Annotated in this window: 10 protein-coding genes; 8 read left to right on the plus strand and 2 right to left on the minus strand. The window is 59.7% G+C overall.

The features are described 5' to 3' along the window. Positions 1-67: 67 nt before the first annotated feature. The 8 genes from VH599_01620 (at position 68) to VH599_01655 (ending at position 9,881) form a co-directional block, all read left to right on the plus strand. Positions 68-3,229: a hypothetical protein gene (locus VH599_01620; GenBank protein HEY7346988.1), complete on the plus strand. Its 3,162-nt coding sequence runs from the start codon at positions 68-70 to the stop codon at positions 3,227-3,229. Continuing rightward, entirely contained in the window at positions 3,226-4,740 is a 1,515-nt protein-coding gene (locus VH599_01625) for a hypothetical protein (protein ID HEY7346989.1), read from the plus strand. Before VH599_01620 ends, VH599_01625 begins: the two co-directional genes overlap by 4 nt. Beyond that, the gene (locus tag VH599_01630) at positions 4,740-4,967 is read left to right on the plus strand and encodes a hypothetical protein (GenBank protein HEY7346990.1); all 228 of its coding nucleotides are present in this window, start codon (positions 4,740-4,742) and stop codon (positions 4,965-4,967) included. Before VH599_01625 ends, VH599_01630 begins: the two co-directional genes overlap by 1 nt. 64 nt (positions 4,968-5,031) lie before the next feature. Further along, a complete protein-coding gene (locus VH599_01635) occupies positions 5,032-6,183 on the plus strand; it encodes a hypothetical protein (protein HEY7346991.1) in 1,152 nt (383 codons plus the stop codon). Between the two features lie 334 nt (positions 6,184-6,517). Next, on the plus strand, positions 6,518-8,083 hold the full coding sequence (locus VH599_01640) for a TraM recognition domain-containing protein (protein HEY7346992.1): 1,566 nt from the start codon (positions 6,518-6,520) through the stop codon (positions 8,081-8,083). Between the two features lie 19 nt (positions 8,084-8,102). Beyond that, positions 8,103-8,720, plus strand: coding sequence for a replication-relaxation family protein (locus VH599_01645; GenBank protein ID HEY7346993.1), 618 nt, complete (start codon positions 8,103-8,105; stop codon positions 8,718-8,720). After that, positions 8,717-9,448: a hypothetical protein gene (locus VH599_01650; GenBank protein HEY7346994.1), complete on the plus strand. Its 732-nt coding sequence runs from the start codon at positions 8,717-8,719 to the stop codon at positions 9,446-9,448. Before VH599_01645 ends, VH599_01650 begins: the two co-directional genes overlap by 4 nt. A gap of 106 nt (positions 9,449-9,554) precedes the next feature. Further along, positions 9,555-9,881, plus strand: coding sequence for a helix-turn-helix transcriptional regulator (locus tag VH599_01655; protein ID HEY7346995.1), 327 nt, complete (start codon positions 9,555-9,557; stop codon positions 9,879-9,881). Between the two features lie 472 nt (positions 9,882-10,353). On the opposite strand, the gene VH599_01660 is transcribed toward VH599_01655, so the two are convergent. Both VH599_01660 and VH599_01665 read right to left on the minus strand, forming a co-directional pair. Beyond that, on the minus strand, positions 10,354-10,599 hold the full coding sequence (locus tag VH599_01660) for a hypothetical protein (GenBank protein ID HEY7346996.1): 246 nt from the start codon (positions 10,597-10,599) through the stop codon (positions 10,354-10,356). A 774-nt stretch (positions 10,600-11,373) separates the two neighbouring features. Further along, positions 11,374-12,705, minus strand: a complete 1,332-nt coding sequence (locus VH599_01665) for a TnsD family Tn7-like transposition protein (GenBank protein HEY7346997.1) — start codon at positions 12,703-12,705, stop codon at positions 11,374-11,376. Between the last annotated feature and the right edge of the window lie 102 nt (positions 12,706-12,807).

Below are 12,807 nucleotides of genomic sequence, written 5' to 3' on the forward strand. Positions count from 1 at the left end.
CTGTCTTCCCGCCAACCCTCCAGAGAAGGGTCGCTCCAAACGCCCGGCCTTTAGAGAGGAGTCGTCTATGGAATCGCATTCGCTTCCACCTGCGTTGATTGCTCACCTGCAGTGGGTGATTTGGCGCTTGGAGCCACGCCCCGGCAAGGCTAAGCCAGCCAAAGTGCCCTACACCCCCGCCACCGGGCAACGCGCCAGCACCACTACCCCGGCCACCTGGGGCAGCTACGCCCAGGCTCAGGCCGCTTACCGGTCGGGTAGCTATGATGGTCTGGGCTATGTCTTCCACCAGGCTGATCCCTATTGCGGGGTAGACCTGGACGGCTGCCGGAATCGAGAGACGGGCGAGATCACCCCCTGGGCGCAGGTTCTCATCACGCGTCTCAACAGCTACACGGAGATTACACCCTCTGGCAGAGGCTTTCATATCCTGGTCCGGGCGCGCCTCCCTGACCATCGGGGCCGAAAACGCGGTCCGGTTGAGATCTACGACCATCAGCGCTTCTTTACGGTGACGGGCCAGCACCTGGCAGGCACCCCGACCACTATTGAGATCCGCCAGGCAGAGGTGACAACGCTCTACGTCCAACTTGCCCCTGAAGAAGGAGAGAGCACTGGTTGGGGGGTACGCTGGACCTCGCCACCAGCAGACCCTCCAACGATCACACTCGACGATGAAGCGGTGCTGGCGAAGGCTATGTCCGCCAGGAATGGCGATACCTTCCAGCAGATCTGGAGGGGCGATCCGTCCGGGTGTCAGAGCCAGAGCGAGGCCGATTACCGGCTCTGCCTGCTCCTAGCCTACTGGACGAATGGCGACGCTGTCCAGATGGACCGGCTCTTCCGCCGCTCTGGCCTGATGCGCGCCAAGTGGGACCAGCAACTCTCAGGGCGTGGACATACCTATGGGGAAGTGACCATCTACAACGCGCTGCGGCCAGGATGCAGCGGCCCCCATGAGCCTCTGCGTTCCCGACGACAATTCCACAGCGTCGCACATACCGAGCCGAAGCAGCGCCCTGCTGAAACGCCGACGGATCGCCAGGCCCTCCTTACTCAGGTAGGCGTGCAGCTTCAGGCCCGCGCTCGCGCGCATCTGGAAACAGGCGCTACAGACCTGCTCGTGCTGCTCGCACCTCCAGGGGTAGGCAAGAGCCATCAGGTGGCCGAACTGGGGCTGCCCGGCCACATGGATCTGGCCTGGGTCGCCGAGCGGCACAGCATGATCGAGAGCGTCCAGGCGCTCAAAAGGTACCAGGAGGTGGAAGCGTGCCTGGCAAGTAATTGCCCCGACTGGATGATCCATCGTCTGGTAGGCGAGCGTGGCTTCAACACGCGCGCCATCCATCGCCAGCATGCCTTGCCCTGCGCCTACGTTGAGCAGTTCACCCAGCCCGGCTCGAAGGTCTACCAACTGGCCCATATACGGACTCGCTATCCAGCACAACATCAAGGGCTGGTGGTGGATGAGATGGACCTCTCGAAATGGCTGCCTGAGCGCGAGCTGAGCATCGCTCCCCTGCACGCTGCCACCGTCGCCAGTGCGCCAGGCAGTGAAGCGGAGCAGCTCCTCCTGGCGGTGCAGGCGACCCTCACCGATGCTGAGCGCGCTCAGACGCCCCTGCACGGCCAGGCGCTCTTTGCTGCGCTCAATCAGCGCTGCCAGGGCCAGTTGGCGGCCTGGGTCAGCCGACTGCACAACGCGCCAGGGACGCTCATGGACCCGCGCCCCTGGGTGGACCTGGATACCAGCGCCCCGGATGCCGCCGAGCAGGCCGAGCGGCTGCCGCCGGTCGTGCTGCCGCATCTGGTGACGGCGCTCTTCCGCGAACTGCCCCAATGGGAGCAGGAACAGCCCTGGAACAGTCTGCTGCGCGTGGGACCAGGGCGGCATGGCTGGAACCTGTTCCTCACCGAGCCGCTGGCCTTCACGCCCGATGAGGCCGGGCATCTGCCGCCCCGGCTGGTGCTGGATGCCACCGCTGATCCGGAGTTGCTCCAGCTTCTGCATGGGACGGTGACGGTCGAACGCACTGAGGTGCAGGCTCCTCCAGGCATGCGTCATGTGGCCGTCAGGACAGGCAAGCGCTATGGCAAGCGGAGCCTCTGTATCCTGCGCAAAGATGGCTCCCAACCTGATCTGCTCCGCGCTCTCGCCGAGTGTCGTTATCTGCTCCGCCGGGAAGACCCGGAAGGGATGCTGGCCGCCTCCGGCCAAATCGGGCTGATCTCCTTCAAGGGTTGTGTGGATGCGTTGGGCGAGGCGCTGGGCATCTCCAAGGAACGGCGACTCTGGTTCTGGGGCGCGCGGGGGAGCAATGCGCTGGAGGATTGCCGACTCTTGCTGGTCGTGGGCACGCCCACGCTGCGCCCCAGCGAGACCGCGCGATTGGCGCGAGCCCTGTGGCGACACGATCCCGTGCCCATTGACGAGATGGCTACCCGCGATGCGGAGACAGGCGCCTGGCGCTATGCTGATGCGCGCCTCCAGCGGCTGGCAGAGTATTTGAGCCGGGCGGAACTGACCCAATGCGCTCATCGCAACCGGCCTCTGCGCTACACCGGGAAGGAAGCGCGGACGGTTATCACGCTGTGCCAGGGCACGATTGACTTCCTGCCCGTGAGCGAGACAATCACCACGCTACCCTTCCTCACAGCAGGCGGCGAGGATCGCGCCGCAGTGCGCCGCGCTGCCGAGCAGGAACGCCTGGCCCGCACCTATGCAGACCTCTGCCAGGCAGGGGCCAGCGTCACAGTGGAGGCGCTGCGCCAGGCCGCTCATGTGCGCAAAGCGACCGCCAGCGCCTGGCTGAGGATCCACCGTCAGACCGAGCCGCGGGAGACCCCCACCAGTGCTCTCTCTGCTGGTTCCCAGCTCCCTACAGATGCTTTTCATAGCAACACGGGAACTATGCTCGCTGCCCTGCCCTCCAGGAGGGCGCCGCACGATGAGTTGGAGGCGCAGGCTTTGGTGGCCGACCTCGCGGCGGATTGGCGAGTGGCCTCTCATCCCTGGTTGATCTGCGGCGCCTGTGGCGGGCATCTGTGGCGCCGCCTGCCCTGGGGAGAGGAGGTCTGTTGCAGTTGTCACCCGGCGCCCCTCTGGTCGGATCGTCTGGTGGCGCGCATTCGAGCGTGCGCCAGTGGCACATCTGCCCCGGCAGCATTCGTGGTGAGCACTGCATCACAGCGCGGTAGCGGCTCGCGGGCCGTAAGGAGTGGTCCATGACCGAATTTCTCAAACGGGCGGCCACCATCGCAGGTGGGATCATCGGCCTGGTGGTCGCCATCTTCCTGATCGCGTTTCTCCTCCACTTCTCTGAGTTGCTGGCTGCGCTGCTGCTAGTCTTGCTGTGTATAGGCACGCTAGCTGGCTGCGTCAGACTCGCGGCATGGGCGTGGTGGGCCTGGCATGGTCCCCGTGTCTACTACGAGCGTGAGGAAAAGCCTGCCCGTGTTGTCGCCTCACGCGATGGCGCCTGGGTTGCCCTGGAGAAGCCCGTTTTGCCTCCAGGCTTGCAGACGCTGACCTACTCCTATGAACCGCGCGGGCTGCCTGCCCCTGCATCATCAGTATCCGTCCCGCCGGAGGCCATGCCGGTCACGGTTCGTCCCGTACCCTCCACCCGCACGTTGATCGAGCAGGGCGCGCTTGGTCGCGGGCAAGACATCCTGCTGGGCTTTGATGCCGAAGGCAACGCCATATACCGGGCCTGGAAGCAGCTCAAGGCCATCCTCATCCTCGGCTTGCAAGGCGGCGGGAAAACCACAACAGCCTGCTGGATGCTGGCGCAGGTGGTGCTTAGCGGCGGGCGGCTGGCGGTGATCGATAAGCATGCCCGCTCAGAGGAAGACAGTCTGTACGCCAAGCTGCGCCCGTTGGAAGCGTGCCTGGTCTGTCCCGTAGGGGATGCCCCCAATACGGCGCTCCAGGTGCTTGGGGTGGCGTGCGCCATATTCGAGGCACGGCTAGCAGGGGAACCCTGTTCCTTCCCCCTGCTGCTGGTCGTGGATGAGTTCTCGGCGATCCTGCGGCAAGGCGAGTCCGGTGGCCCCTGGGAGACGGTCGCGCGTGAGCTGGTGGCCCTCGTCGAAGATCTGAACTTTGAGGGGCGCAAACACCAGTGCTATGCCATTTGCATTGGACAGGCGACTAACGCTTCACGCAATGGGGGTACCGAGGTGCGCGATACCTTCAACACGCGCATCGTCCACGCTATGCGCGAGAAGCAGGCCCAGATGCTGGGGCTGACTGAACAGCAGCAGCAGATTGCCCGGCTGGAGCGCGGGCAGGTCTACGTGGATAGCGAGGGCGCCGGGGAGCCGTTCTTTGTCCAGATCCCCTCTCTCTCCGAGGCGGACCTGCGCCTGATCGCGGCATACCTACGGCTGCCATCGCCGCAGGCGAACCCGACCATGCCCACCCTGCCTCCGCTGCCCTACAAGCCGGGACGGACCCCATTGCCAGTGACAGGTGACGCCTCTGCTCTCTCTTCCTCTCTCTCTCCTGTGGCGCCGCTCAAGCGCGTCCCGAAGGCGCTCACCCCGGAAGAGAGGGAGAGAGAGAGGATTTTAGCGGCTCACCAGGAAAACCCGGACCTCTCGGCGTCTGCGCTCGCCAGTCTGCTGCATATCAGCAACAACAAAGTCGCGCTCATTAAGCGCATCATCACTGAGGCTCAGCAGGTAACAAACCATGCGTCTGCTGAGGCGTCACCCAGTGAAAAAGGAGCCATCTGATGCCCATGCCCCATTCCTTTCGTCGCCAGCCTGCGATTCAGATCCGTCTCATTGCCTCCACACAGGCAGGAGTAGAGGCAGCGCAGGCGCGGCTGACCCTCACAAGCGGCGCCCTGCATTGGTTTCATCCTCGGCAGGGTCGCCGCGGCGAGTGGCTCATCTACGGCAGTCTGATCTTGGACGCTCTAGCGAGTCTGGCCGCCACCGACGACCACAAACGCCTGTAGATTTCCCGTCACCTTGACGCTGACGTGCCAAAGCCAGTGCTTTGATTGAAAGGAGGCCATTCCTATGGTATCCGTCCCACCTCAGGCGCCGATGAGCGGGTGGCGCCGTTTCTGGCGAGCTATCTGCGAACTGCACTTTATCACCGCCTTTTTTACCTGGCTGTTTCTCTTGCTCAGTCGGCTGGCCGAGCCGCTGATGACGCTCTCCGCCATCTACATCATTCTGTGCGCGGGCATCCCGCAGTGGAAGCTGGAGAGCCTCTACAACACCGGAGTCGCGGTGATGATTGGCGCCCCAGAGGTGATTCTTCCCGGCTCCTTTGTGCTGGCAGGCCAGTACAGCGCGCGTGGTGAATCACGTGCGAAGCTCTTGTACTGGGTTAGCTGGTTCTTTGTGATGCTGACCTTTGTGACACTGGGCGACCTGTTTCTCTTCCACTGGCCCCAGGATGCGGTGAGTGTGCTCATGTGGGGCCGCTGCGCTGTCAGCATCAGCTACAGTATTTTGCTGCGCGTGCTGACCCATGACCAAGGTGACCAGGGACAGCAACTCTTCCCACAGCCAGCACCTGCCCCCGAGATCGACTATCAGGAGCTGGCACGGCATCTGGTGCCGTTGATGCCAGCACCCCACGTTGATTATCAGGCGATTGCGCAGCAGTTGGAGGCCACGTTCAAGGCGACCATGGTACGGGAAATTCGAGAAATCCAGGGTACGCTCGCAGCGACGCCAGTTCTCCACAGTGGCTTCGCAGCCAACCTTGGGAGCCAGACACGGGCGCCAATCAGTGGCTCCCATGTTCCGTTGGGGAGCCGCTTACAGGAGCCACGCTCTCTTCTGGGAACCGCACATGGGAGCCAGGCACCAGCGCCACTACCTGGCTCCGGTCCCACGGGTGGGAGCCACACGCTGGAGCCGTTGCCTGGGTCTGGAGCCACCTCTGGGCGCCAGGTGGTGGCACTGGCGCCAGCCAGGGATCCACGCCAGGGGCAGCTTGAGCCAGAAGAAAGTCTCGCTGGGCGCGAGGCGAGAGCCGCCAGGCTGGAGGCTGCCTATCAGGAGTTGGTGGCGACAGGCATCCGCGTCTCTGGTCGCGCGCTGGCTGACCGGGCCAGGTGCAAACGCGCGGCGGCGACGGAGTGGCTCCGCGCTAAAACAGGAGCCACTCCGGGGAATCAGCAAGAGGAGGTGGAGCCAGAACAGGAAGTGATCTAACGGGAGCCACCAGGGGGAGCCATTTGGGGAGCCATGCTTGGGAGCAATTTCCTGGCATGAAGGAGGGCTGCGGTTCATTTTCACTGTTTGGTCCCCAGGGGCAGCTCTTCGGAGCCAGAGTCGCATCGAACAGGTCAGAACATGAGATGGCCTCATCTGACCTCCAGATCGCCGCTGAGTGTCCCATACTCATTGACGTGCTTCGTCAGGACAGCATGCTCTTCCAACTGCCTCAGTCGTGGACGCCTCACGCTTGTTCCCAGTCCATTTCATAGGATTCTGGCCTCACATCGTCTTTGTTGCGAAAAGCTATTAAGTTGTGAAGGAGAAAATCATGTTCTTTGGAGATTTGCTCTCCGATCTTCAGGCATGGAATGATCGTTTGATGGTGTTTGTCCTGGCGCTCGTAGGGATTGGCTTCATCACGATGCTGGCGCGGATCCTGATCCAGCGACGGCGTGGGGGACCAGGCTCCAGAAAGCTGCGTGATCGCTTCAAAACCCGCCAGCGGCGACGCTCCAGGAAGGCGCTTCAGGAACTCGCGCGTGGGGCCAGTGTGGTGTTAGGGAAGAACCTTCAGGCGTGGCCCAGGCAGGACATCATCCTGCCTGAACGGTCACGCTGCTTGAATGTGATCAACCTGGGTCCGGTGGGAGCGGGCAAGACCTCCTATTTCCTGAGCACCTTCATTGCCGCAGATATAGCCCGGCCTGATGTCGCCCTGGTGCTGTTTGACGGCCAGCGCGAGATGACCGAGCAGGTGTTGGCCCTGGCCCAACGGCATCACCGCGAGGTGGTGCTGTACCCGGATGCCGGGTTTAATCCCCTGGTTGGACCCGGAGGCCCGCACGCCCATGCCGCTTTGTTTGCTGACCTGTTCGCCCAGGTGAGCGAAACAGGAACGCAAGGCGCCTCAGGCTACTATCTGCAAAAGGCGCAGTCGTTCCTTCGGAAAACCATTCCACTCTACGAACGCGCCTATCGGCAGCCAATGCTGCTGCAAGAACTGCTTGAACTGTGCCTGAGCGACGAGAGACGCGAGGGCCTCCTGGCAGCAGCGGCTGGATCCCCTGAGGCGCGCGAGTACACCCTCTTCTGCAACAACTGGTCGAAATCAGACTTTGATCAAAACCTCTCCGGCTTGGTCAACTTCCTGGATCGGCTCTGTGTAGGCCGCAATGCGTTTCTCTATAACCAGCGCCACGCCCCCACGCTGGCCGAGTGCCTGGAGCAAAAAAAGGTGGTGATGATCCGTGCAGGTGGGCCAGTCGGCACCCAGGAACACACGCTTGGCCTGCTCTACATGATCAGCTTGCAAGCGTATGCGGCCCAGCGCGCGATCACGCACTCCCCCCATCTGGTGAGTGTCTTCCTGGATGAGGCGCATCTCTACTTTACGGCGAACTTCCCAACCTTCATTGCGACGGCGCGCAAGCGTCGGGTGGCGCTGCAGCTGGGATTCCAGGCGTTTGAGCAGTTGGAGCCGTTTCGCCAGACCATTACGACCAATGCGCGCACCTGGATCGTGCATAATGGCCTGCTCCATCTTGATGCGCAGGTCGTGGCAGACAACATCGGCAAACGCAACTTTCAGACGCGCAGTTGGTCGTATGCACGCTTCCGAGAGCCGCATGCCACCGTCTCCGACACCTGGGATTATCTGGTGCAGCCCCATGAGATCCGGGGGCTGGATGCTAACCACGTGCTGATCCTGACCGTCGAGGGGCGTGAGACGGCTGCGCATGTGCTGGCGCGCAAGCCCAGGCTGCTGGACCTGCCCACAACGCCCTATCACGAGCCAGCCGTCCCCATGTACGCTCCTCCCACCATCTGGGCAGAGCCAGAGAACCGGCAGCCTTCAACGACGTCTGCCACAAGGCAAGCCGCATCCGATTGGTAGGTATCAGATGGGGAAGTACGTGCAGCCAACGGCGCGAGATGTCGCGCTGTTTCGGTACATCGGGCAGCGAGGGCTGTCCAACACGCAGGCGATTCATCAGCAGTTTTGGGCAGGACGGAAAATACAAACCTGCCAGGACCGACTCGCCCAACTCGTGAAAGGAGGCTATCTGCATACCGCCATGACCGACGCCCGTGGGAAGGCTGAACAGATATACTGGCTCGGTCGGAAGGCGGAGCACCTCTTTGCTGCGGCAGAACGCGCCAGCTTTGTCAAAGGGAGGCCAGCCCAGGCCGAGATTGGGCATGTGCTGACGATGGGAGATGTGCTGGAAAAGTTGAAGCAGCGGTACAGGGTGACAGACGTGACCACGGAGCGCGCATTGAAGGGGGAACATAAACGAGGCTTGAGCACGGTGCTGGCTGATGGGCGGATGCGCCTGGATGGAGTGGAGTATCTGCTGGAGATTGATTCCCCGCACTACACCGGGCAGCGGTTACGAAAAAAGGTGGCAGGCTTTGGGAAAGCGGGGAAGCCCACCTTGTGGGTCGTTGCAAGTCAGGCCCGGCTCCGCACGGTGAGTCGTGCGACGGCAGGGCAGGCGAATATTCAGGTCGTACAGGTGAACAAACTATGAACGAATTACACCCAGACGAGGTCGCCCTGCTGGCCTTCCTCCACCGGGTCAGGCGCGCGACGGCAGGCGATCTCCACAAACACGCATGCAGTGACCTCTCAAGAACCCAGTTCTACCGCAGGTTAGCCAGGCTGGTGGAAGGGAGATATATGGCTGCCGAGTTGCTGCTCCCAGAGCGGGGGCATGGATCGCCCCGCGCCTATCGCCTGCTCCTGAAAGGCGCGCGAGCCATCGGGCTGACGTCGCTGCGTTCCGATCATTACCGGAAGCAGAGGCGGGAAGTCTACCAGGCGCAGCAGGTACGGCATGAACTGGCGCTCTGGGCTGAACGGTATGGCTGGCGTCTCCTCACGACTGACGAGGAGTGCCGTCCCGCGCTGATCGGGCTGCTCACCGGGGTCGCCTATGCCCGGTATGGCGAGCACTTCCCAACGCATACCATCGTCCCCACACCTGTGAAGGTGCGCCCTGATCTGCTCCTGGAGACTGGCAACGCGCTGGTGTTGATCATCATTGGACATCCCCAGGCCAGCGCCATGTTCTGGAAAAGCAGGATGGAGCGCTATGCGCCTCTGCTCCACGCCGTTCGCGTGGCCTGCTTTGCCCTTACCGAGCAACAGCACCACGATGCCGCCGCGGTGATCGCGGCAACGGGGCATGCGAAACGATGCCTACTCTTAGGCCCATCCCAGGTGATGGAACTGGTTAATCGGCTCGCCCATGAGTAGTTTTCTGGAGCTGTGCTAGCCTAGCTTTAGCGTGTCTTTTGTCTCTTATCTGCTCTCCAGGGCGTAGTGCCTTGGGGAGCAGATAATTTTTGTGATGAGGTGAACCATGAAGAAACGTTTCAATTTTCAACAGCGGTCGTCCCAGTGGCCTCAGCGTTCCTCCCCGCGTGGTGTACCCATACCCCGGTTGGCAACCCTGCGCCGCCAGCAAGGACTCTCCCAGGCCGAACCCGCCGAACGCGCGGGCGATGGCGTCAGTACCATCAGTCGCTTGGAGCGTGGCGCGAACGCCCGTTATGGCGCCATCGATTTACTGGCAACAGCACTTGGTATTTCCCGTGAGCGCTTGATCAAGCTTCTCCGACGGGGCAGGCATAATGGGCTGGGCGAACGTAATAGTCCTTCCCAAGAGGACCATGAAGAAGGCAAATGACGATGGTAGATTACGAGGAAATGCGACATCATCCAAGATGTAGGCCGTAAGCCCTCCCACGTGTTACCTCATCTTTCTGCTCCCATCGTTGACCGTACCTACCAACTCGTAGCTCCAAACTTTTGTCCAGGGACTGAGACGCGCCCCTCCGGAGCATATCCCATGAAAAAAGAGCTGCGCCGCTCTCCTGGAGCGTACCCCCCATTCCCCTCAAACACGGACAGGATAGCACGAACGCCGCCCTTCAACCACTAACATGCTAACATCTCGGCTGTGGCCGTGGATATGCTGTGCCACTCGCAACGACCACCATGACGGCTTGAATCCTCGTTTGCTCCCAGCTGGCCTGTCAGAGGCTGAGACATTGCATCAGGAAGTGCCGCAGTCTATAGAGCGCCGCGACAACCAGATGGCGGGCACACTGAGGTAGACTCAATGGGCGGACATACAATTCCTTAAATCGCCTCAAAACTCATCTTGTGTATAGTTCAGCTTGATACTGGGCGATGAGTTCGGGACGGTCGTTGATGACTACTAAATGCTCAAGCAACTGGAAAAGTTCTGTCTGTGAGAAACTAGACGCCTCTCCCATCAGGAATGTTTGTTCGCCGCGCAGAGTAAATTGGTAACGCTCTTCACGTGCCCACCAATGAATCTCTGCTACCAACGATACATCAGAGATGGTAAAACTTCGCTCCAGACGTTCCGCTGTGTTCATCTCTGTTCCCGGAGGAGGCCACCGGAAACGCCGCAAACTGTAGAAGTCGAAGGAACTCATTGTGAGAGTACACAAAGCTTTGGCAGGGGAGACACTATTGAAAATCAAGGTGACAATCTGAAGTCCTCGAGAGCCTCTATTAGTCTGAAGGCTGGATAATGTCAAGCCTAGTGGATTCCCAGCCACCCCGTAGATCGACATTTCCGCTCCAGCTATCAGCTTATCGAATTGTACCCTGTGCCACTTGTCGTGGAATGTCTGGTTGTACAGCTTGCTTGATTCTTGGCGACCCCAGCGCTGTTCAAGATGCTCCTGTAGCCGGACAATAAAGTTGGGTCTCGGACAATAAAGTTGGGTCTCCACTTGTTGATGAGGATAGACCGAGCGAAGAAAGTCGCTCGCCAACTTCGCTGGTTTCCTGACCGCTTGGTTGTGAACTATGAGATGTTGTCTGGTATACGTTACGAGCAGAGAAGGGGCCGCCATGAAATAGCGGCCCCTTCTCTCGTTTTTCAGTGAGCATGAGCATATCTTCTTTTCCTGCTCAACCTCACTTGGGAGAGTTAACAATTTCTCCTGAAACAAGAGGAGATGCCCAGCCAGTGCTCATGGGAGCAAGAGATGATGGCTGGGCTTTCCTCGAAGTGAGTTTAATTTCCAGCAACGAGAGTCAATTCACTTCCAATGATGCTTTATTGCAACGGGGTGCGGGACTTGCTGCTTTTCCCACACGCCAATTGCGCCGGTTAGCACCATGTGGCTTGTGCCCTTGTTCTAATTCAAGCGATCAAGCATTCTCATGGCTTCTTGAATTGCTGCTTGCACCAACGGTTTATGCTGCTGGACATCTACCCCAGCTAGCTTTACTAACTCCCGGTGCGAAAGGGGTTTCCGTGCTATATTCCCTTGCTGAGCTACCCAATTGACGCGACGAACCGCGAACTGCTCAGTTGATTCTAGAACTTCATCGAGAGCTTGCATTGTCAATGGCAAGAAGGCAGCATTTCTGAACCAGTTTGAAGAGGAGGGTAGGGCCAACTGCAGTTTTAGAAGTGTTATTTTTTGCGGCGCGCCAGGGGCATCAAGAAGTTCTTGTGCTCTTTGTCGTATGACTTCAGCAGTCTCTCGATCGCGTCCTTCCCACTCTTGTGGGAGAATTTTTTGGCCCCCTCTTGATCCATATGGTTTGACTTGCCTATGCCAGCGATTACCTGGTGGTTGGCGGGCTTTGTGAGGAGGTAAGTGGGCTTGAAGCCAGGTAAGATCATATCTCCTCAACCAATCATATCCGCCCATTGATTGCCTGACCACGACACCGATTCCCTGACCAGGGTAGTTTGCTATCGTTTTCAGCCACTGTTCGCGATGAAAGGATAGCTCAACTTCAGATGGGGTCTTTCTCTCACGTTCTAGCATCTGGAGACGCGAGGGCAAACCCAACTTTTTCACCTGTCGAAAAATGGTGTTGACACTTACTCCTAGCTGTTGTGCAATCTGTGCATTGCTCAGTGTGGAATCTAGCCGTAGGTCGGATAACGTGCTTTCCCATAGTTTTCCATAAGTAAGGATGCTGTTGTATTGATAGGGGTCGTCCGGGTCAGCCTCAGAGAGGCTACGCGAATACGCGAACCCACAGTCGCAAGCGAAGATGCCGCTAAACTTTGAGCGAGCTTTTTGGCGGATGCGGCAGATGTGGATATGCAATTGCTTGTAATGCAGACAGATCGGGTTTAAGCATGGCCACGGTCCTTGCCCAAATACAGCTGAGCGAGGAGTACTCTGTGGTTCTTGAAAAGATTGCTGCACCGAACTCTTGAGAAACTGCAGGGTAAGAATATGATGGAGAGGAATCTGCCTTTTTTTTGTTCCAACAAGTCTCATGAGCCAGCTAGAGTGCATACTCGCCGTCAGATCGACCTCACAGTGCAGCAAGGTGAGTAATGCACTGGGGAAATAATTTTGGAAGGCCCCTACAAGCTCGGAGATTCTTACCTTGCCTACCAATGTCAGATAACGCTGCTGTTCTAACAAAGTCTGATAGTGTTTGCGCAGGTAATGTGCATCTACCGGTAGTTTGTTGACGAGGGGGCAGGCCAGGTGGTACAAGGAGCGGGAGGAGGGAAGCGCTTATGACCGACCAACGCCTCGTGACGCCTGCTCCCGCGCCTTTGGAGACGTATGCCCATCACTTTGATGGCTGCTTTGGCA

This window comes from Ktedonobacterales bacterium (assembly GCA_036557285.1).
GTDB lineage: Bacteria > Chloroflexota > Ktedonobacteria > Ktedonobacterales > DATBGS01 > DATBHW01.

Bases quoted from the DNA above. Each gene is read 5' to 3' on its own strand.
- VH599_01640 (HEY7346992.1), top strand. From the start codon at position 6,518: ATGTTCTTTGGAGATTTGCTCTCCGATCTTCAGGCATGGAATGATCGT.
- VH599_01660 (HEY7346996.1), bottom strand. From the start codon at position 10,599: ATGAACACAGCGGAACGTCTGGAGCGAAGTTTTACCATCTCTGATGTA.
- VH599_01620 (HEY7346988.1), top strand. From the start codon at position 68: ATGGAATCGCATTCGCTTCCACCTGCGTTGATTGCTCACCTGCAGTGG.
- VH599_01635 (HEY7346991.1), top strand. From the start codon at position 5,032: ATGGTATCCGTCCCACCTCAGGCGCCGATGAGCGGGTGGCGCCGTTTC.
- VH599_01625 (HEY7346989.1), top strand. From the start codon at position 3,226: ATGACCGAATTTCTCAAACGGGCGGCCACCATCGCAGGTGGGATCATC.
- VH599_01655 (HEY7346995.1), top strand. From the start codon at position 9,555: ATGAAGAAACGTTTCAATTTTCAACAGCGGTCGTCCCAGTGGCCTCAG.
- VH599_01650 (HEY7346994.1), top strand. From the start codon at position 8,717: ATGAACGAATTACACCCAGACGAGGTCGCCCTGCTGGCCTTCCTCCAC.
- VH599_01630 (HEY7346990.1), top strand. From the start codon at position 4,740: ATGCCCATGCCCCATTCCTTTCGTCGCCAGCCTGCGATTCAGATCCGT.